The organism is Sphingobacterium sp. NPDC055346 (genome assembly GCF_053645235.1).
The window spans coordinates 142,754-164,070 of record NZ_JBSHMI010000007.1; the positions used below are offsets into that span (position 1 = coordinate 142,754).

At 40.9% G+C, this 21,317-nt stretch carries 14 protein-coding genes; 10 read left to right on the forward strand and 4 right to left on the reverse strand.

Going from position 1 to position 21,317, the window contains the following annotated elements:
• Positions 1–124: 124 nt before the first annotated feature.
• The 4 genes from ACWICE_RS15110 (at position 125) to ACWICE_RS15125 (ending at position 7,195) form a co-directional block, all read left to right on the forward strand.
• Positions 125–2,029, forward strand: coding sequence for an alpha-L-fucosidase (locus ACWICE_RS15110; RefSeq protein WP_454298693.1), 1,905 nt, complete (start codon positions 125–127; stop codon positions 2,027–2,029).
• A gap of 3 nt (positions 2,030–2,032) precedes the next feature.
• On the forward strand, positions 2,033–4,357 hold the full coding sequence (locus tag ACWICE_RS15115; protein WP_454298694.1) for a glycoside hydrolase family 95 protein: 2,325 nt from the start codon (positions 2,033–2,035) through the stop codon (positions 4,355–4,357).
• Positions 4,358–4,521: 164 nt separating this feature from the next.
• Positions 4,522–6,006 carry a hypothetical protein gene (locus ACWICE_RS15120; protein ID WP_454298695.1) on the forward strand — a complete coding sequence of 495 codons (1,485 nt, stop codon included), beginning with the start codon at positions 4,522–4,524 and terminating at the stop codon, positions 6,004–6,006.
• A gap of 235 nt (positions 6,007–6,241) precedes the next feature.
• Positions 6,242–7,195 carry a hypothetical protein gene (locus ACWICE_RS15125; protein WP_454298696.1) on the forward strand — a complete coding sequence of 318 codons (954 nt, stop codon included), beginning with the start codon at positions 6,242–6,244 and terminating at the stop codon, positions 7,193–7,195.
• A gap of 84 nt (positions 7,196–7,279) precedes the next feature.
• On the opposite strand, the gene ACWICE_RS15130 is transcribed toward ACWICE_RS15125, so the two are convergent.
• From ACWICE_RS15130 to ACWICE_RS15145, 4 genes are read right to left on the reverse strand one after another with little or no spacing between them, the layout of a single operon-like run.
• A complete protein-coding gene (locus tag ACWICE_RS15130; RefSeq protein ID WP_185213377.1) occupies positions 7,280–8,749 on the reverse strand; it encodes a glycine--tRNA ligase in 1,470 nt (489 codons plus the stop codon).
• A gap of 29 nt (positions 8,750–8,778) precedes the next feature.
• Positions 8,779–9,243 carry a thioredoxin-dependent thiol peroxidase gene (gene bcp / locus ACWICE_RS15135; protein WP_313261701.1) on the reverse strand — a complete coding sequence of 155 codons (465 nt, stop codon included), beginning with the start codon at positions 9,241–9,243 and terminating at the stop codon, positions 8,779–8,781.
• 11 nt (positions 9,244–9,254) lie between these two features.
• Positions 9,255–10,976 (reverse strand): M23 family metallopeptidase, encoded by a 1,722-nt coding sequence (locus ACWICE_RS15140; protein ID WP_454298697.1) that lies wholly within the window; start codon positions 10,974–10,976, stop codon positions 9,255–9,257.
• Position 10,977: 1 nt separating this feature from the next.
• Positions 10,978–11,589, reverse strand: coding sequence for a fumarylacetoacetate hydrolase family protein (locus tag ACWICE_RS15145; protein ID WP_454298698.1), 612 nt, complete (start codon positions 11,587–11,589; stop codon positions 10,978–10,980).
• Positions 11,590–11,952: 363 nt separating this feature from the next.
• Here ACWICE_RS15145 and ACWICE_RS15150 point away from each other — a divergent pair, with 363 nt between their 5' ends.
• The 6 genes from ACWICE_RS15150 (at position 11,953) to ACWICE_RS15175 (ending at position 21,110) form a co-directional block, all read left to right on the forward strand.
• The gene (locus ACWICE_RS15150; RefSeq protein ID WP_185213381.1) at positions 11,953–12,612 is read left to right on the forward strand and encodes an HAD family hydrolase; all 660 of its coding nucleotides are present in this window, start codon (positions 11,953–11,955) and stop codon (positions 12,610–12,612) included.
• A 51-nt stretch (positions 12,613–12,663) separates the two neighbouring features.
• The gene (locus tag ACWICE_RS15155) at positions 12,664–13,143 is read left to right on the forward strand and encodes a gluconate 2-dehydrogenase subunit 3 family protein (RefSeq protein WP_185213382.1); all 480 of its coding nucleotides are present in this window, start codon (positions 12,664–12,666) and stop codon (positions 13,141–13,143) included.
• Between the two features lie 3 nt (positions 13,144–13,146).
• A complete protein-coding gene (locus ACWICE_RS15160; RefSeq protein WP_454298699.1) occupies positions 13,147–14,862 on the forward strand; it encodes a GMC oxidoreductase in 1,716 nt (571 codons plus the stop codon).
• Between the two features lie 137 nt (positions 14,863–14,999).
• Complete coding sequence (locus ACWICE_RS15165; protein ID WP_454298700.1) at positions 15,000–16,178, forward strand: glycoside hydrolase family 76 protein; 1,179 nt, start codon at positions 15,000–15,002, stop codon at positions 16,176–16,178.
• Between the two features lie 286 nt (positions 16,179–16,464).
• Positions 16,465–19,464 carry a SusC/RagA family TonB-linked outer membrane protein gene (locus ACWICE_RS15170; protein ID WP_454298701.1) on the forward strand — a complete coding sequence of 1,000 codons (3,000 nt, stop codon included), beginning with the start codon at positions 16,465–16,467 and terminating at the stop codon, positions 19,462–19,464.
• An 11-nt stretch (positions 19,465–19,475) separates the two neighbouring features.
• Positions 19,476–21,110, forward strand: a complete 1,635-nt coding sequence (locus ACWICE_RS15175) for a RagB/SusD family nutrient uptake outer membrane protein (RefSeq protein WP_454298702.1) — start codon at positions 19,476–19,478, stop codon at positions 21,108–21,110.
• Positions 21,111–21,317 lie beyond the last annotated feature (207 nt).

The window sequence follows — 21,317 nt, forward strand, 5'->3', positions numbered from 1 at the left end:
ATCAACGAAATCGATTGTTTAATGAAAAATCCTTATTGTTTTAAATAAATTACATCAAAAAACGAATTTTCCCCATGATTCTATGCAGTTTTCTGTATCTTGAGGGTTTATTTTAAGCGCGTTTATGAAAAGATCTAACCTACTTTCTTTGGTGTTACTATGCCCTTTGCTTTCCTTTGGACAGACCGAGCCTAAACCCTACGGTGTCCTGCCTAGTGAAAGACAATTGAAATGGCATGAAATGGAATTGTACACCCTGATTCACTTTACTCCGACAACTTTCCAGAATAAAGAATGGGGCTTCGGTGATGCCGATCCAAAAATATTCAATCCGACAAAGTTCGATGCCAATCAAATTGCCAAAGCGGCAGCGGCAGGAGGCTTTAAGGGATTGATATCGGTTGCAAAACACCATGATGGTTTTTGTTTATGGCCTACTAAAACGACCCAATACAGTGTAGCCAGTTCACCTTGGCGTGATGGGAAAGGGGATATGGTCAAAGAATTTATGCAAGCCTCGCATGACAATGCCCTTGAATTCGGTGTTTACCTTTCTGCTTGGGATAGAAATGATACGCGATATGGCACCAAAGCCTATGCAGATGCTTATCGTGAGCAGCTTACGGAATTAATGACCAACTACGGCCCATTGTTCACTTCGTGGCACGATGGTGCAAACGGGGGAGATGGCTATTATGGTGGAAAAAATGAAAAACGGACCATTGACCGTACCACCTATTACGAGTGGCATGAAAAGACTTGGCCTATTGTGAGAAAACTTCAGCCCATGGCGATGATATTCTCGGATGTCGGCCCAGATATGAGATGGGTAGGAAATGAAAAAGGATTTGCTGCAGAAACCAGTTGGGCAACCCTGACTCCGAAGAGCAAAACTCCTGGTAAACCAGCTGTACCTGGTGAAGTCGATGATTCCAATTTGCCATCCGGTGACCGTAATGGTGAATTCTGGATTCCTGCGGAATGTGATGTTCCCCAAAGACCAGGATGGTTCTATCATGAGGACCAAAACGAAAAGGTGAAAACACCAAATCAACTGTTTGAAATTTATTTGAAATCAGTGGGACGTGGTGGCAATATGAATCTTGGATTGGCGCCAATGCCAAATGGTCTCCTACATGATAATGATGTGAAATCACTGGCTGCTTTTGGAGAAAAATTAAAGTCAACCTTCGCTGATAATTTAGCCGCTGGAGCTACAGCAAAAGCGAGTAATATTAGAGAAAACCATGCAAAGTTCTCCGAGAAAAATCTATTTGATAATGATAGGTATACTTATTATGCCTCGGACGATGATGTGCTGAATCCTACCATAGAAATCAATCTGGCCCATGATCAAGAGTTTGACCTCATTAGATTGCGCGAAAATATCAAATTGGGACAGCGTTTGGATAGTGTTCAGGTAGAAGTTTGGTCGGATGATAATTGGAAACCATTGGCTTCTGCGACCAGCATCGGGTCAACCAGACTGATCAAATTGGAGCAACCTATCCGCGCTAGCAAATTGAAACTGAAACTGTATGCACCTGTTGCACCTACATTGAGCGACTTTGCATTGTTCAAGGAAGCGAAGTCTGATTTTAAATTTGATCATGCCGACCGTAAAAAAATCGCCAAGGATCAGATCACGATCATTTCTGCTGATAAAAATGTAAAACTGGCATCTGACAACAATGACAAGACGGTTTGGGAAACTATCTTAAGCAATCAAAAATTCGTTGAAATCCGTTTGCCAAAAACAGAACAGGTCGTAGGAATGAGCTATATGCCTAGACAGGATCGCAAAATCAATGGAATTCCTTCCAAATATGAAGTACAGACCAGTATTGATGGAAAAGAGTGGAAGACGGCAGCCATAGGGGAATTTTCCAATATTCGAGCCAATGCAACGGAACAGAATATCAATTTTGATACTGCCCATGAAGCTCATTATATACGGTTTATCCCCAAAGAGATCTTAAGTGAGGGGAAAGAATTTTCAGTAGCAGAGTTTGATATCTATTTAAAATAAGAAATGAAGAGAGTAGTGTTGATGAGTTTGTGCCTTTGGACGGGACTTCTAAGTGCGCAGGATTCTAAATTATGGTATAAGGAACCCGCAAAAGTCTGGGAAGAGACCCTGCCCTTGGGAAATGGATTGATTGGAATGATGCCGGATGGCAAGATCAATGATGAATCCATTGTATTGAATGAAATATCCATGTGGTCCGGATCTCCCCAAGATGCCAATAACTATAAGGCAATGAATTCTGTTGGTGAAATCCAGAAACTGCTGTTTGAAGGAAAGAATGACCTAGCAGAAGCATTGGTCAACAAGAATTTTGTATGTATAGGAGCCGGTTCAGGACAAGGTAATGGAGCTGAGGCCCCTTATGGCGCATTCCAGAATCTTGGTTTCATGAATTTTCTATTCTTTCATCAAGGCGAAACTACCGATTACAAACGCTGGCTGGATATCGCCGATGCAAAAGCGGTTACCAGTTTCAGCAATAATGGGACACATTATCTAAGGGAGTACTTTACATCTTTTGACAAGAATGTAGGCGTTGTCCGTTTGTCTGCAGATAAAAAGAAATCTATAGCATTTGCCATGCATTTCTATAGGGACCAAAATGTGGAAGATTACAAGATAAACGGGAATGAAATTACGGTAACCGGCAGCCTTCCGGATGGAAAGGGAGGCCGTGGAATCCAGTTTGCCGCCAAGTTCAAGGTCCTGACAAAGGGGGGGACTCTTCAGAACCACGACAATCAGATCATTATCAAGGGTGCTGATGAGGCCCTAGTGTTGTTTACAGGCTCTACCAGTTATTACGGACATGATCCTAAGGATTATGTATCTAAGGAAATATTGAAGGTGGAGAAAAGCAATTATGCTAAACTGTGGAAAGCACATGCTGCAAAATACAAGCCTCTGTTCGATCGCGTGTCCTTACAGCTTGCAGATGTATCCCCAAAGGCAGATGTTCCGACAAAAGACCGTTTGCAGGCTTTCTTTAAAGATCCAAGCCAAGATAATGGACTGGCATCTTTATATTATCAGTTCGGAAGGTATTTAACCTTAGCGAGCGCATCGCCCCATACCCCAAAAGCATTGCCACCAAACCTTCAAGGTCTTTGGGCACATCAGATCCAGACTCCTTGGAACGGCGATTACCATTTGAACATCAACGCTCAGATGAACCATTGGGGAGTAGAAGTGAACAACCTTTCTGAATACCATAAACCTTTTATCGAGATGATCAAAAATATTGCGAAAGAAGGGACAAAAACTGCAAAGGCTTATTATAATGCTCCTGGATGGGTTGTCTACATGATGACGAACCCATGGGGTTACACTGCCCCAGGTGAACACGCTTCTTGGGGAGCCAGTACGGCTTCAGGATGGTTGTGTAATCACCTTTGGGAGCACTACCAATTCACAAAGGATGAAGCATACCTAAAGGAAATATATCCAGTTTTAAAAGAAGCTGCGGTTTTTTATAAAGCCACCATGGTAAAAGACCCTAAGACTGGCTGGTTAGTTACCTCTCCTTCGGTTTCTCCAGAAAATGGTTTCAAATTGGCCAATGGTAAGCGTGCTGCTGTGGTCATGGGACCTACCATCGATAACCAGATCGTCCGCGAATTATATGAATCGGTCATAAAAAGTAATGAGATCCTTGGCTTAAATGATGATTTCGCGAAGCAGTTGCAGACCGACATAAAACAGTTACCTCCGGCGGTGGTAGTAAGCAAATCAGGTCGTGTGATGGAATGGCTGGAAGATTATGAAGAGGTTGAACCCAAGCATCGACATGTTTCTCATCTCTATGGTCTGTATCCAGCAAATTTCATATCGCCTGTGAGCAGCCCAGATTGGGCTGAAGCTGCCAAGAAGACCTTGGCGGTCCGTGGCGATGAAGGAACCGGTTGGTCCAGAGCTTGGAAGATCTTATTCTGGGCAAGATTGCATGATGGTGACCATTCACTAGAAATCTTGAGACAGTTGTTGCAGCCTGCCTACGGTAGTGGAACAACCTATGAAGGCGCAGGAGCAGGCACCTATCCAAATCTCTTTTGTGCCCATCCTCCCTTCCAAATTGATGGAAACTTTGGCGGCTCAGCAGGTATCGCTGAAATGCTGATTCAAAGCCATGATGGTTATATCCATTTATTGCCTGCTTTGCCATCCGCATGGAAAGATGGTAAATTTTCTGGTTTAAAAGCAAGAGGGAATTACACTGTTGATTTTGAATGGAAAGACGGAAAAGTTACAAATCTTCAAATTAAAGGTAAAAAGGGTGAAAAAGTACCTGTTATCAAAAATGGAGAAAAAATAAGCTACACCGTTTCTTAAAGCATTTAATTAAGTTTTTTTGATGTAAAGGTTAGATATCATTCTATCTTATAGATGATTAAAGAGATAATTAATATTTTAATTATCTCTTTTTTCTTTTTTGTTAAACTCTATCATTTAATTTAAACATAAAATATTTTAGTTTACTTTAAATTTTAATTATTATGAGTTTATTATGCCGATCCCTCCGTTTCCTTTTGGCCTTCCTAATCCCAACATTGCTTTGTTTCTCCTGTAAAAGGAAAGATCATGAAGCCCCACAGCCTGATAACGGCCTACATCAAGTTTCTTTCAATTTTTCAAATTTCCAGTCTGAGATCCAATCCTACCATTCCGCTCCCTCAACCAAATCTGTTCAAAATGATGCCACATTAAACCTTCATCCTGATCAATTTGAAGTACTGGGTTACTTCGATATGAATAAAAAATCTTTAGAACCTACCTATGATTATGATCAGGTATTTAAAATAGAAGTTATAGCAGGTCTAGAAAATAGCGGTCAATTTGTAAATGATCCTTCAAAGCCTGCTTATAAAGATAATTTTGTCTATACTGTGAAAGGATTATCGAGGTTTTCTTTCAAAATAGATCTGACGAAAATCCATGAACTCGATAGACTTGAATTTGATTTGTTATCCACAGATGGAAATCAAAAATACTTCTTCGTACAATTTTTGGATCAAAATAATTATCCTATTAGAAATTCAGATAGACTAATTGAAATTGTTCCTAATTCCAATGCCTCTAAACAATTGCAGACCTATAACATTCCGATTCCAAAAGAATTAAAAGGAAATGATAAAACCATTGTTAATATCTGGATGAAAGACCCTGTAACCAATCATCCTTATGTTGAGGATCCATATAAACATGCACATTATATAGATAATATTAAGTTTTATGGTAGGGCAAAGGAACGCAGTAAACCCAATTTGTCAGACTTGCCCTATTTTATCTTTAAAAAGAAAACAGGTGAACTTGTGAAAAAAGGAAGTTTCGACCTATCCCAGAATAAAAAGGAGCAATTAGTGGAACTTCCTTATGGAAGCTATTATAACCTCATCTTGTTCCATGATTCGCCAAAGAAATTACTGATGCCTACAGATATCAAAAATAAGGACCAGATTTTTATTGGCCATACCTTCGAAGATAAATTTGGCCGTTCATTCGCCGCAATCGATTCCTTCGATTTAAAGGAAAATGTAGAGAAATTGGTCAAGCTTAAGCGCCTTTACAGTTTGGTAACCTTGAACTTTAATGATATTCGAGACCTAAAGGAAATTAAAAAAGTCACCGTCAGGCCAATTACTGCTCCTTATTTTTGGAAACCTTTTAATCTAAAAGTAGATACCAAAAATCTAGAGGAACCTACAAAACCATTGGAATTTGAGCAAGATTTTAACCTTAATAAAGAAATTTCATTTAGTCATTTTTTAGGACTATCTGATAAGGAGCTTCCCGTTCAATATGAAATTGAGGTCTGGGACAAAAGTAAAGTCATCCGAAAATTTAGGCTGAAATCAAATATCAAAAACAATGTGAAGTTGATTTTCAAAGGGCCCTTGTACCCATCAGGTTTCTCTACAGGCTTTTTTGAGGTGATAATCGATGAAACTTGGGATGCGAACAAAGTGGTTGTTTTTAAGTAAAATTTCGAAATCATCGTACTGATTAAAAAATTAAACTTAACGAGACCTTTTTAATTTGTTAATAATAGTGTGTTATTATTGTTATATGGCTTATTTGCTAGCGCTAACTATTATTCAGGTACTAATCATAATCCTCTATCTAAAGGTAAAAACTATTAGGGATGAAAGAGGGGAGATTATCCGAATCCTAATGTTTTCTTCCATTGTTGTTCTATTAGTTAAATATTTGGTATCCATGATTGATCCTCATATTGACTTGCTATTTACCGCAACAAGTAGCCTATGTTTGGTTTCCCTATCTTCGTTATATCTCCGTAATATCGTCTTGGAAATTAGGACCTCGGGATATCTCATGCTATTGGCCTTTTTCCCTTTTTTACTTTTTTATGTCTTCTTCTTCCTCTACAATATCTTTTCGGATCAGATAAAAGAAGGGATGATCTACGATTACCTGGATTTTTTTAATCAACGGTCAAGGACAATTTTGTTCGCCGTTACGCTAGTGTATGATGTCTATATACTTTGGCCCTTTAGAAAAAACTTGGCTAAGCTCTCGTGTTCCATTGATGGACAATTAGCTTGTTCTCTCATACTGTCAAAGCTGCTTGTGCTTACAGTCATTGTTTTCAATGGGATTATTTTTGAAAACGGTTTGTTCCTCAAGTTCCCTGATGGTCTCTATACATTTTTGGTTCTCTTTTCTATCCTTTATTACCGGTATTTTAAAACGGTGCAATTATTTTTCGCCTATATGTTTCGGTTTTATGGATTGCAAAAAAATCCCAGGTTGGAAGACTCATTTAAGAAGGACGTAGATCTGATCTTTTATGTGACAGCCATTGACCAATTAATGGACCAGGAAAAGCTCTTTAAGAATCCTGAATTTAAGCTAGGCGACATCGCTAAGTTTTTGCCATTGTCTGATCGTGAATTAAAGGAAATCACTAAAGTTTATTTGCGGGGTAATTTTGAGTATTATCTCAATTCTAAACGCATTTCCTATTTCATGGATAAATTAGGGCATGCAGATCATGATTCGGCGGTGATCAATAAATTACTGTTTGAATCGGGTTTTAAAAGCGATTATGAATTTCATAGGGTATTCCATCGGGTAAACGGCTGTTCAGTTTGGAAGTATCTGGAAAGAAAAAACTATACTATTGATCAAACAAGGGTGACCTCCTCTTGAATGGTTTGAACTAACCACCTCTCTATATAAAAAAAACCTGCTTCATTCCCGAAGCAGGTTTAATTTTATTATTTCTTTTGATGCTTAGATCAATTTTTTCAAAAGGTTGCTCATGCTCACCAAATTGCCAATGATGTTCTCTAGCTCATCAATGTTCACACGCTCTTGTTGCATACTGTCGCGATGACGGATCGTAACCATATTGTCTTCCAAGGTCTGGTGATCTACCGTAATACAGAAAGGTGTACCGATGGCATCCTGACGGCGATAACGTTTTCCAATGGAATCTTTCTCGTCGTATTGGATGTTATAGTCCAATTTCAACTTAGACATAATCTCTCTCGCCTTTTCTGGCAAGCCATCTTTCTTGGTCAAAGGAAGGATAGCTGCTTTAACTGGAGCGATCGCTGGGTGGAATTTCAATACCACACGTGAATCTTGTTTGTCTTCAGTTGAAAGGTCTTCCTGAACCAGGCTATTGGCCAATACTGTCAGGAATAAGCGGTCCAAACCGATTGAAGTCTCAATTACGAATGGAATATAACTTTGGTTGATTTCAGGGTCGAAATATTGCATCTTCTTACCTGAAAACTCTTGATGTTGTTTTAAGTCGAAGTCAGATCTGGAGTGGATACCTTCAACCTCTTTAAATCCAAAAGGAAATTGGTATTCAATATCTACTGCTGCTTTAGCATAATGCGCTAATTTCACGTGGTCATGGTAGCGATATTTTGTTTCATCAGCTCCCAATGCCAAATGCCATTTTAAACGGTTTTCTTTCCACTTAGCATACCATTCTGAATCTGTTCCAGGGCGTACAAAGAATTGCATTTCCATCTGTTCAAATTCACGCATGCGCATGATGAATTGACGGGCAATTACTTCATTACGGAATGCTTTACCAATTTGGGCAATACCAAAAGGGATTTTCATCCTACCTGTTTTTTGAACATTCAGGAAGTTCACAAAAATACCTTGTGCTGTTTCAGGGCGAAGATAAACTTGTTCCGCACCATCAGCCATAGCACCCATCTGCGTGGCAAACATTAAGTTGAACTGACGTACATCCGTCCAATTTTTTGTTCCAGAGATAGGACAAACAATATTGTGCTCTTCAATGATGGTTTTCAAACGAACCAAGTCGTCCGCATTCAACGCATCATCTAAATCTTTCTGAAGTTGGGCGGCTTTTTCATTCTTGCCGTCCTTTTCATAACGGTCGATCTTATCTTCGATCAATTGATCTGCACGGTAACGCTTTTTCGAGTCCTTATTGTCAATCATCGGGTCATTGAACCCATCAACGTGTCCGGATGCTTTCCAGGTTGTAGGATGCATGAAAATTGCAGCATCAATGCCCACAATGTTCTCATTCAATTGAACCATGGATTTCCACCAATAAGTCTTTAGGTTGTTCTTTAGTTCAGAACCCAATTGACCATAATCATATACGGCACTTAGACCGTCATAGATCTCACTCGAAGGAAAAACAAATCCATATTCCTTCGCATGCGAAATGATATTCTTGAAAAAATCGTCTGTTTGCTTGCTCATAAGGGGCAAATATAATGTATTCGTTTGATTTATTGTGCCAATAAATCTCTTATTTGTTGACTCGCATTTTTATTGTCAACTTTTTTGATAATATGCTGAATAATACCTTTCTCGTCAATGATAAATGTGGTTCTGGCGGTTCCCATGTATTTCTTGCCATACATGTTCTTCTCTACCCAAACGCCATAATCTTCAACGATCTTTTTGTCCTCATCGGAGACCAGATTAAATGGAAGTTCGAATTTCGAAATGAACTTCTGATGCGATTGCTCGCTATCGATACTTACGCCAATTACCTCGAAACCATCTTTCAATAAACTCTGGTAGTTATCCCTGAAATTACAGGCCTCCGTGGTACAACCTGGTGTATTATCTTTGGGATAGAAATATAAGATTACCTTTTTTCCCTTGAAATCTGATAGCTTAATCTCCTCCCCATTCTGGTTCTTTGATGTAAACTGTGGAGCTTTGTCTCCAACTTTCAACTCTGCCATAATTGTCCTTTCTATCTAGTAAATGTAGCTTCGTAGACCTTCTCGTTATCCTTCCAGTCCTTCACTACGAATTTGAATTTATGTTGTCCCTTGCTCAATGCGGGGTCAAATCGATGCCAAACATGCCTGTTCTTGGAATCATACTCCATCAGTACCCATTTGTCATCAATATATGCATTGAAAGATTGAATCCCTGAGTAATTATCGGCAATCGTGAAGTCAATTTTTGATTGTCCACTGACGTTCTTGCCATTACTGAAATTGCGTGGAACAATGGTCGGAGCAATCGTATCTACCGTCACATAAAATGAACCAAATATCTTGGTGTTCACTGTTACCCAGCCATTTTCAAATTTCCCACCTACTGAACCTCCTTCTACAGATGCCAATAAGGCTTTGCTCTCCAGGTGTTTTGGAAGGCTGGTTGGTTTCACACTTAACTTGTAAGTGGAAAATAGGGGCGTTAGGTTGTTCTGCACATGATGTACTGCCGAATAACTGTTGGGCCTTGGAGCACTCGTGGAATACACAAAATCCAAATCAGTATAAAGGGCTCCTTTTGGAATGTCCAATTTCACTTGGTCTGCTTCAAACTTGTTGTCTTTGCTGTAGGCAAACAGTTCTCCTTTTGCAGGGTTTCGCTTTGCGGTATAGCTTGCATTGTTCTTGACTTTAAAATCCAGTTCGCTACAATTGCCATGAACGTCCTTGACTACATATTTCACATCATGGACCGCATCATCCTTCAATTCAATCGTACCATCCTTGTCTAAAAACTTGAAGATCTGTATAGGATTGCCTGGGTCTTTAAAACTCTTCTGAACCTTAGCCTTTGTTTTCTTAAAATGCGGAAAGTCTATGTAAGAATGGATGGCACTGGAAGTATTGAAATCGAGTTCCTCGAACAGCACGGTGGAGATCGCTTTACCATCAAGGAACAGTTCGATGGAATACACACCGTTTTGGAAACCTCCAGCGCGATGCCTGTCAATCGTATTTATTCCAAGGCCAAATTTACCGTTTACTGAAATCGGTGCTCCAGAAGCCAGCGCATAGCGTCCCGACCCGAGCGCCTTTAATTGTTGATACCTCCGGCCAGTATTTTCGTTAAACAGTGGATCCATAAAGTCATAGACCATAATGCCGTTAATGGTTGGGGCAAACCTATCGGTAAAATGCAGGCCAAAGAGCTGCGGGTTCAAAGGATGCTGGGACTTAGTATCCCTGATTTCGAAATGGAGATGCGGTCCTGCTGAACCACCCGTATTCCCTGCATTTCCAATAAATTGCCCTTTGCTCAACTTCACCTGACCGGGTTTTAATTCCATATCCACATCAAACCGTTGCTGCTTGTACTGCTCCGCACGGATGATTTTGGTCAGGACATCATTAAAGCTGTCCATGTGCAAATAAACCGTGGTATAACCATTGGGATGATCTATGTAAACCGAGTTTCCACCACCACCGATCTGTACCCTTACACGGGAAACATAACCTTCGGCTGCGGCATGTAATGGAAGTCCGATTCTTTGCTGGGTCCGGTAATCGTCACCCGCATGGAAGTGGGTCGAACGGAGTTCCCCAAAAGTACCAGAAGCATCTGGCGCTATATTCAATGGATTCCGGAAATAGCCCTGTGGATAATTCCGTGATTTGATAATATCTTTATTTTGAGCGGAAAGAGTTCCCGCCAGACTGAGTGCTACGAATAAGGATAGCGTTATTTTCTTCATCTTATTTTATTTGGCATGTAAACATGCTTTTCTCCTCCAAAAATCCTTCCAATTTATCCCCAATTTGTACCTGTCCTACCCCTGCTGGGGTGCCTGTGTAGATCAAATCTCCTTTTCTTAAGGTTATGTATTGGGAAACAAAAGTGATCAAGCTGTCGAAATCAAAAATCATGTCCTTGCTATTGCCTTCCTGAACCATTTCTCCGTTTTTCCGAAGTGAAAAATTCAGGTTCTGTAGGTCATTGAACTGCTCTTTTGCAATCAATTCCCCGACTACAGCGGAGTGGTCAAAAGCTTTTGCCAACTCCCAAGGTAATCCCTTAGCCTTCAGTTCTGATTGAAGATCCCTTGCCGTAAAATCAATGCCCAAGCCAATCGCATCATAATATTTATGGGCGAACTTTTTGGAAACATGCTTGCCCTCATTACATACCCGTAGCACCAGTTCCACTTCATAGTGCACATCCTTGCTGAATTCTGGGTAGTAGAAGTCCTTATTGTCTTTCAAAACTGCAGTATCAGGTTTTAGAAAGATAACTGGCTTTTCTGGGACAGGATTGTTTAATTCTTTGGCGTGGTCTATATAATTTCTGCCTACTGCAATTATTTTCATAAAGTATTTTGTTTTTATACCTTCCGCATATCTTTATAGCGGGCTAAGCAAACTTAATAAAAGCCTCTAGCTATCGCAAATCAAGCCTTCATTAACAACAATGAATTTACAGTTCTAAGGATGGCATGAATGCAAATTTAAAATTCTATTAAGCCAAGGTTTTCTTATGAACTTTTGACCTTATTCGAGACACATTCGGAACATTCGCAATATGTCTCGAATATGGGTAAACTAATACTTAGTTCCCATCATTAGAAAAGCATGGAACCTTATCCATGAAACCTTGTTAAATAAAGATGAAGACCTATGTTAAGACTTCGTTATTTAACATGGGCTTAATATTAATATGGTTAAATTTGCAGCATGAATAATATAAATGCAGTACTTTTTGATTTAGATGGGACGTTGATTGATTCCGAATATTTCTATTTCAGCAACTGGGCTCCAATTTTGGAGAATGATTATGGTTTGAAGATTGATTTTGATGAATGGATTTCCAATTTTGCTGGGCACACCTTGAGCCATAACGTAAAGATGTTGAATGAGGAATATAAGCTGCATGTTGATGAAGAAGATATGTGGTTTGCGACGCGTTCTCGGTATGCGAAGGCTAATATGAAGAATATTCGTCTGATGCCGCATGCCAAGGAATTATTAGATGCTGTAAAGGATGCTGGAAAGACCATAGGATTGGTGACTTCCAGTTATCAGACGACCGTAGACACGGTGCTTGGAGAACATAATTTGCTGAAGTACTTTGAATTCTTTGTGACAAGGGAACAAGTGGAGAATCCAAAACCCAACCCTGAACCTTATTTATTGGCAGTCAATAAATTATCGATCCCAAAAGAGGAGATTGTGGTGGTAGAAGATACCAGTACGGGCTGTACAGCGGCTAAAACTGCCGGTCTTTACTGTATCGCTGTGACCAAACAGGAGGTTGAAAAATCTCGTTTGACACATGCTGACGAATTATTAAACGATTTAGCAGAAGTAAAAAAATCGTTGCTTTCCCTAAATTAAAGAACTAACTATCCAATAATTCGTATTTTAGGTTTCTAGATTATGAATCTTATGGATAGACGGACCGCATTAAAACAAATGTTTATCGTGGCAGGTGGTATCATGATTGCTACTTCCTGCGACTTTAGTTCTAAAGCTCCTACCATTCAGTTAAACAAAGTGAAGCTCAATCTTGATGATGAGCAAATGTTGGCTGAATTGGTTGAAGCCATTATTCCCAAAACCGATAGCCCTGGTGCCAAAGAGCTAAACCTACATCTTTTCGTGATGAAAATGCTGGACGATTGCACGAGTCCAGAAGATCAGCATAAATTTACCGATGGCTTGAAAGCAGCCTCAAAACTGAAGGGTAAGACCTTGGAAGAGCAACAGGCTTATCTCAAGGCGCTTCCTGAAGATGATGTATTCTTCAAGATCTTGAAAAGAAGGACGGTCCAAGGATATAAGAACTCGGAATACGTGATGAAAAATAAATTAGTTTACGAATTGGTTCCGGGTAGATATAACGGAGCCGCAAAAATAGATGCATAGACCATGGCAAACTTAAATATTGATTCAGAAAAAGATCGTAGTTACGATGCCATCGTCATCGGTTCTGGGATTTCCGGTGGCTGGTCTGCCAAGGAACTTTGTGAGAAAGGTCTGAAGACCTTGGTCCTGGAGCGTGGTCGGGATGTACAGCATGTGAAGGATTATCCGACGACCAACCTATATCCATGGGAGTTTGAGCATAGAGGGGAAATGCCTTATGCCGTACAGCAGGAAAACCCAATTGTAAATCGTTGTTATGCCTTCCATGAGGATGCAGCCCATTTTTTCGTGAAAGACAAGGAACATCCTTATGTTCAGGAAAAGCCTTTCGACTGGATCCGTGGCTATCAGGTAGGGGGAAAATCCCTATTATGGGCCAGACAGACCCAGCGATGGTCTGATTTTGATTTTGAAGGTCCAGTAAGGGATGGCTTTGCCGTAGATTGGCCTATCCGTTATAAAGATATTAAACCTTGGTATGACCACGTGGAACGTTTTGCGGGGATTGCCGGTGATAAGGACGGTCTGCCGGAACTACCGGATGGTGAGTTTCTGCCAGGGTACCCCTTGAATGTGGTTGAAAAATATTTCAAACAACAGGTAGAGAGCAAATATCCGGGAAGAAAAGTGATTTCAGCACGATGTGCCCATTTATCTAAGCCTAATCAGATCCACTTGGATCAGGGTAGGGTTCAATGTCAGAACCGTACCTTATGCCAACGTGGCTGTCCTTTTGGAGGATACTTCAGTTCGAATGCGTCCACTCTGCCTTGGGCAGCGAAAACAGGAAACCTGACCATGAGACCGAACTCGGTCGTGCACTCTATCTTATACGATGAAAGTAAAGGGAAAGCGGTAGGGGTAAAGGTAATCGATAAAGAGACAAAGGAAGAGATAGATTTCTATGCTAAGGTGATCTTCGTGAATGCAGCGGCGCTAAATTCTACCTTGATCCTGTTGAACTCTAAATCCAATAGATTCCAGAATGGCCTGGGCAATGATTCGGGTACCTTAGGAAAGTATGTGGCTTTCCATAATTACAGTGCACGGATTGGTGCGGAATACGAAGGGATGCTGGAATTTAAGACCGATGGCAGAAATCCTGCTGGAGGAGGTTATATTCCGCGTTTCAGAAATTTACATAAACAGGAGACCGATTTCTTGAGAGGCTACGCGGCTGGATTTGGAGCTTACCGTTCTTCCTGGTCGGACGAGTCGGGATTGGGGGCAGACCTGAAAGGGTCGATCTTAACTCCAAAATATGGAAATTGGGGCGTGGGTTCGCATATGATGGGTGAAACCATTCCAAAGGAAAGCAATTATGTAGCCCTGGATGATAAGCAGAAAGATGAATGGGGAATGCCATTGCTCAAGATATCCGTGGATTATGATGATAACGATGCGAAGATGAAGAAGGATTATCTGGATACCATGGAAGAAATGTTTACAGCCGCTGGCTTCAAAAATATCCATAGAAATGAAAGTTCACAAGCTCCGGGTTTGGATATCCATGAAATGGGAGGTGCCCGCATGGGTAAAGATCCCAAAACCTCGGTTTTGAACAGTTGGCATCAGGTGCATGCCTGTCCAAATGTTTTCGTTACTGATGGGGCGAGTATGACATCCACCTCTACGCAAAACCCTTCATTGACCTATATGGCTTTCTCTGCGAGGGCAGTGGACCATGCCGTCAATGAGCTGAAAAAAGGCAATATTTAAGACAATTCCGACATTTCTTGGGGATACCATCCTATTGATCCCCAAGAAATGTAAATCACGCTGATGCTATCTGACATCAATCAACCTATGGAAACCTGGTTTCCCAACATAAACTTTAAGAAGAAAAGAACGCGATCATGAAAAAGACATTCATCCTAACCGTAATTTGTTTTATGCAGCTTGTGCAAGTACTTGCACAGCCCAACCCTGCAGTACCATCTTTTGCTGAGCAAGCAGCGATAAGCTTGGACTCCATCTATAAGCATTATGGTATTAAAGGGGAACATTTACTTCGTGAGAATTTTCCATATGATGATAGCTACAAAGCCAGTTATCTGGCCGGACCCGATGAAGGCAAAAAGGGAAATGCCTATTCCTACCTTTGGCCATTTTCAGGCTCACTTTCTGCTCAAGTGGCCCGTTATGAGCTTCATAAAGACCCAAAGATCCTTAAAGAGATCAAAACCAAGGTCCTGCCGGGATTGGAACATTATTATGATAAAAGAGAACCATATGGCTATGCCTCTTATGTGAAAAATGCCCCATTATCAGATCGGTTCTATGATGATAACGTTTGGTTGGGAATAGACTTTGCCGATCTATACCTGAATACGAAGGACAAGAAATTCTTAGCTAAATCGGAGGAGATCTGGCGTTTTGTGGAAAGTGGGATGGATGATAAACTAGGGGGAGGGATCTATTGGTGCGAACAGAAAAAAGAATCCAAGAATACCTGTTCTAATGCTCCGGCTGTGGTCTATCTGTTAAAGCTGTATGAGGCGACCAACAAAAGAGCATATCTAGAGAAAGCGGAGAAATTGTACCAATGGACCAAGGAGCATTTGGAGGATCCTGCCGATCATCTCTATTTTGACAACATTTCCTTGACGGGTAAGGTAAACAAAACAAAATTTCCTTATAATTCCGGACAAATGTTACAATCGGCTGCCTTATTTTATAAAATTACAAAGGACCAAAAATACCTGAAAGAAGCGCAGGAAATTGCTGCTTCTGCGCATGAATATTTCTTCCAAGATAAAGCATTGAATTCTGGCAAAAAAATCAAGCTTTTCAAGAACTCCGATTCCTGGTTTATCGCCGTGATGTTGAGGGGTTTCGTGGAGTTGTACCATGCCGATAAAAATCCACTGTATATCAACAGTTTCAAGGATAATTTACGTTATGCCTGGACGGATCTAAGGGATGAACACGGCTTGTTCAACAAGGACTGGACGGGTGAAAAAAAGAGCGCCAAAAAATGGTTGCTGGATCAGCTTGCCATGGTAGAAATGTATGCTCGAATTGCCGCCATTTAGGAACTAAAATTCCTGCACTTTTTTAGCAGAATATAACACAAGTGTTACCAAACTTAGTGCTGTTAATTTTAGGTTTTTAACATAAATTTTCTAATTTCCCCGAATATCAATAAAACAGAGGATAATATTTAACTAATTATCACGTTACTTTTATTGGGTCATTCAGAATCAAACTTGTGTCCCAATCAAACTAAATCGTTTTAGGATTAAGTATCAGTTTTATAGACCTTTAAAAATTATTTATTCATTAACGTTAATTAACATGCCAAACATTTACAGTTCAAAAATGTATCGGAAAGGCTTTGTCAGAGGGAGCATTTTGTGCTTTGCGCTGATGGCTTGCAGTTATGGTTATGCTGCATCGGTACCGTATTCTGAAGCGACAAGGATGGAGAAGGTTGAATTTCAACAGACAGTGACGGGGACGGTGAAGAATGCAAGCACGGGGGAAGCACTTTCAGGAGTGACCGTCCGCGTGAAGGGAAAAGAAGCAGCGGCCCAAACCGATGATGCCGGTAATTTTAGCATCGCAGCTGAAAACGGAGATGTTCTCCAGGTAAGTTACATTGGATTTAAATCCCAAGAATTTCCAGTAACCTCTGCAACAGCCAATGTAAACCTGAGTCCAGACGAAGAATCACTAGATGAAGTAGTCGTAGTCGGTTACGGTACGCAGAAACGGAAGGAGATTACTTCCGCAGTGGCTTCCGTAAAGGAAAAGGACTTTAACAGAGGGGGAATGAGAAACCCGATGGAATTGGTCCAAGGTAAAGTAGCTGGTCTGAACGTAACTCGGACGCAAGGAAGTAACCCGAACTCAGGAACCAATATTCAGTTACGTGGTATGGCTTCCCTAAAAGGATCCAATAGCCCATTGGTGGTTATCGATGGTATCCCTGGTGGTAACCTGGACCTGATCAAACAAGGGGACATCGAGTCCATCGACGTATTGAAGGATGGTTCTGCAGCGGCAATCTATGGTACCCGTGGTAACGGTGGTGTAATTTTGGTTACAACGAAAAAAGGTAAGGCTGGAACACCTCAGTTTGAATACTTGACGTATGGACAGACTGAAATCGTAAACCGCAGACCAACCATGTTGGATGCTGCTCAGTTTAGGGATAAAGTTGTTGTAGGATTGGATAGACCAAAATATGATTTAGGTGCTACAACTGATCTATATGATGAATTGATCAATAAGGATAACTTTTCGCATTTCCATAACTTCATTGCCAGCGGCGGTGGGGAAAACTCAACATACCGTGCTTCTTTCAACTATGAACAGGCAAAAGGTGTGGCTAAGGAAAATGGTAAAGAGCAATTTGGTGGACGTATCAACTTCAGCCAAACAGGATTGAAGGATCGTTTGACCTTATCAGCTAATATTGCTGCCAACTTTAATAAAGCCAATCTATTGGGTGGACAAACAGGGGATTTTGAACAAGCCATTCAACGTAACCCGACAGCGCCATTGGTGAATGCCGATGGAACTTTCTACCAAACCCAGGAATACAATAACTATAACCCGATGAGCCGATTGGCCTATAGGTTAAATGAGCGTAACCAACAGACATTTTCTGGTGATGCCCGTTTGAAGTTCAAGATCTTGGACGAATTGAGCGTTTCGGCATTCGGTTCTTATGTAAGAGACAACTGGAACGGTCGGGAATTCCGTTCTAAATTAGATTGGGACCAAAGGGAAGACTCCAACTACCAAGGAATGGGATATGCGTATAAACGCAATGAACTGAACTGGACAAAAACCTTTGAAAGTACCATTGACTATAACAAAACCTTCAACGAGAAACATACCGTTACTGGATTATTAGGGTATAGTTATCAATACTCAACTTTGGAGTGGTTTGACATGAACAATAATGGTTTTACCACCGACGGATTCCTAGATTGGGACTTTAACTCCGGTACTGCCATTACCAATGATAAATTACCTAGACCAGGGTTGAATTCATTTAAAGAAGACAACACCCTGATCGCATTCTTTGGACGTGTAAACTATAATTATGCAGACAAGTACTTTGTTACTGCGATCTTACGTCGTGAAGGATCTTCAAGATTTGGTGCCAACAACAAATGGGGTAATTTCCCAGCAGTTTCAGCAGGTTGGAACATTTCAAACGAAGACTTTTTTACCAACAAAGAAGTGGTTAATGACTTGAAGCTACGTGCTGGTTATGGTGTTACGGGTAACCAAGGTATCCCTAACTACCTATCGTTAGTTACCTTAGGTACTGGTGGTGTATATCCGCAGAACGGGATCTATTACCAAACTTACGGTATTTCCACAAACCCGAATCCGGACTTGAAATGGGAGCAAAAAGCAGAAACCAATATCGGGGTTGACTTTGGTATGTTCAATAACCGTTTGACGGGTGCTATTGATGTTTATCACAGAAAGACTACTGACTTATTGTATGAATACAATGCACAGTTGCCTGCTTACGTACAGCCATCGATTTGGTACAACGTAGGTGAAGTGGTGAACAAAGGTATCGAGATCCAATTGACCGGTACGCCGATCGCCAATGATAACTTTACATGGCAAGTTGATTTTGCCGGTAACTACCAAAAGAACAAGTTGACCAAACTATCCAGTGATATCTTCAAGAGTAACTGGTTAGAGTTCGGAGGTTTGCCTTCGCCAGGAAACTTGGGTAATGCTATCCGTCTGGAAGAAGGTGGCGAGGTCGGATCATTCTACGGCAAGAGATTCGCTGGATTTGACGATGCTGGAAAATGGTTATTCTACAAAGCTGATGGTTCTACGGCACATGCTGGCGAAATCAACAACGATGACCTGACCTATATCGGGAATGGTATTCCAAAATTCCAGGCTTCCCTAGGTAACCGATTCAGTTATAAAGGATTTGACCTGACCGTATTCTTGAGAGGTAAATTCAAATATGATATCTTGAACACTGCAGATATGTATTTTGGAAACCAAAAATGGTTACCGAACAACGTATTGGAGTCTGCATTTGGCAAACATGCTGCCTTGAAGGATGACCCGCAGTACTCAGACTACTATTTGGAGAACGGTTCATTTGTTAAGATCGACAATATTACCCTTGGATATACTTTCAACCTTAAGAATGACTATTTGAGGAATTTATATGTGTATATGACCGCAAGGAATCTTGCAACCATTACTTCTTATTCTGGAATAGATCCGGAATTGCAAGATACTGGATTTGATGGAGGTATCGATTCTAGAGGATTCTACCCTAGAACACAATCATGGTCATTGGGATTAAATATTGGTTTTTAAAGAAGTAAATTATGAGATTATTAAATAAACGTACGATACGATTTGCAGCCGTTGCGGTAATGGCGACAGCTGGACTTTCCGCTTGTACCAATTTAGATGAGAATCTATATAGCAAATTAGAACAGGAAAGTTTCTATAAGAATAAATTGGAGGTAGAGCAGGCCGTATTAAGACCATTCACGCACATGCAGGCTTGGTTGGCTCCTACAGGAGGTTCCGGATTTTACTATCATTCGGAATTAGCAGCAGATCAAGTGGCTTGGCCGCAAAAAGGTCGCCATGGTTATGATGGGGGAGACCACTTCCGTATGCACTACCATACCTGGACGGTGAACGAAAATAGGCTGAAGAATGCGTGGGATTTGATGTGGACCGGTGTAGGTTTTATCAATAATGCCATTGGGGATATCGAGAAGTTGGATTTTGCAAGCATTGGCATGACCCAAGAAGAGATCAATACCGCTGTTGCACAACTAAAGGTGTTGAGAGCTTACCACTATATGCGCATCATGGATATGTGGGGAAATGTGCCGATTGCAGTAGAAGTAGCTGACAAGCCATTGAACCCGGAGACCAAGACCAGAAAAGAGGTTTTTGATTTTATCAAGACCGAATTGGAGGCCGAGGTTCCGAAGTTGCCAGATCTGACTGCTGAATCAGTGGGTAAGGTAAACCGAGCAGCAGGTTATGCCATGCTTTCAGAGCTATATCTGAATGCACAGAAATGGTCGGGCACTGCCATGTGGGATCAAGCGATCGCTGCATCGGATAAGGTCATCTCAGGTGCTGGCGGCGGAATCGGAGGTACACCGAAGCTTTCTGCTGACATCAATGCTGCTTTCAGCAATACGAATTCAGCAAATCCAGAGGCGCTATTCCAATTCCAGTTCAGCCGTAAAGGTGGATGGGCTTTTGATTGGGGCGGATTCTATTTCGGATATGATTATATGAAAGAGGCCTTGAACGTAGGTTACGGAGGATGGAATGCATTCGTGGTTATTCCTACTGCGTTTGACGCTTACAACGCCAAAGACTTAAGAAAGAAAGATTGGTTCTTGTTCGGTCCTCAATATAAATACGGTACCCAAACTCCAGTGGTAGGAACAGAAGAGTATTCTGGACAACCTTTAGTATTCGTTAATTCCATTCGTCGCGAGAGTGAAGGAGATAAAACTTCACAAGGATCGATGGCGGAAGGAGAAGAAAACTCAGGAGCAAGGTTTAACAAGTATAAATCAGGTCGTTTATCGGATGATAACTACCAAGAGAATGATTACTTGATCTACCGTCTGAGCGAGGTTTACTTTAACAAGGCTGAAGCTATCATGCGCAAGAATGGTGGAACGGCCAACCAAGAAGCTGTAAACTTGATCAATGAGTCTAAGAAGCGCTCATTTGCAGCAGCAGACTGGGCTGCCAATCAGTATTCTACAGCTACCTTGACTTTAGACGAACTTTTGGCTGAACGTGGCCGTGAGTTTATCTTCGAAGGTAAACGCAGAACCGACCTTATCCGTTTCGGAAAATACACAAGCGGAGCATGGCGGGATCATAAAGCAACCAACGATGTCAACAAGGAATTGTTCCCAATTCCACAACAACATATGGCCATCAATCCTAACCTGAAACAAAACCCAGGTTACTAAGAGACCATTGTTTAGACATAAGACATAAGACATAAGACACAAGACACAAGACAGGGGACGCGAGATAAGCTAGAAAGTTCTAATGTTTTATGTCTATTGTCTTATGTCTATAAAAAAAACTTCTAGACACAAGACATAAAACATGGGAGGCAAGATAAGCCACGAGATAAGCTAGAAAGTTCTATTGTCTTATGTCTATAAAAAAAA

Bases quoted from the DNA above. Each gene is read 5' to 3' on its own strand.
- ACWICE_RS15165 (WP_454298700.1), top strand. From the start codon at position 15,000: ATGAAAAAGACATTCATCCTAACCGTAATTTGTTTTATGCAGCTTGTG.
- ACWICE_RS15175 (WP_454298702.1), top strand. From the start codon at position 19,476: ATGAGATTATTAAATAAACGTACGATACGATTTGCAGCCGTTGCGGTA.
- ACWICE_RS15160 (WP_454298699.1), top strand. From the start codon at position 13,147: ATGGCAAACTTAAATATTGATTCAGAAAAAGATCGTAGTTACGATGCC.
- ACWICE_RS15170 (WP_454298701.1), top strand. From the start codon at position 16,465: ATGTATCGGAAAGGCTTTGTCAGAGGGAGCATTTTGTGCTTTGCGCTG.
- ACWICE_RS15125 (WP_454298696.1), top strand. From the start codon at position 6,242: ATGATTGATCCTCATATTGACTTGCTATTTACCGCAACAAGTAGCCTA.
- ACWICE_RS15110 (WP_454298693.1), top strand. From the start codon at position 125: ATGAAAAGATCTAACCTACTTTCTTTGGTGTTACTATGCCCTTTGCTT.
- ACWICE_RS15140 (WP_454298697.1), bottom strand. From the start codon at position 10,976: ATGAAGAAAATAACGCTATCCTTATTCGTAGCACTCAGTCTGGCGGGA.
- ACWICE_RS15150 (WP_185213381.1), top strand. From the start codon at position 11,953: ATGAATAATATAAATGCAGTACTTTTTGATTTAGATGGGACGTTGATT.
- ACWICE_RS15120 (WP_454298695.1), top strand. From the start codon at position 4,522: ATGAGTTTATTATGCCGATCCCTCCGTTTCCTTTTGGCCTTCCTAATC.
- ACWICE_RS15145 (WP_454298698.1), bottom strand. From the start codon at position 11,589: ATGAAAATAATTGCAGTAGGCAGAAATTATATAGACCACGCCAAAGAA.
- ACWICE_RS15155 (WP_185213382.1), top strand. From the start codon at position 12,664: ATGGATAGACGGACCGCATTAAAACAAATGTTTATCGTGGCAGGTGGT.
- ACWICE_RS15130 (WP_185213377.1), bottom strand. From the start codon at position 8,749: ATGAGCAAGCAAACAGACGATTTTTTCAAGAATATCATTTCGCATGCG.
- bcp (WP_313261701.1), bottom strand. From the start codon at position 9,243: ATGGCAGAGTTGAAAGTTGGAGACAAAGCTCCACAGTTTACATCAAAG.
- ACWICE_RS15115 (WP_454298694.1), top strand. From the start codon at position 2,033: ATGAAGAGAGTAGTGTTGATGAGTTTGTGCCTTTGGACGGGACTTCTA.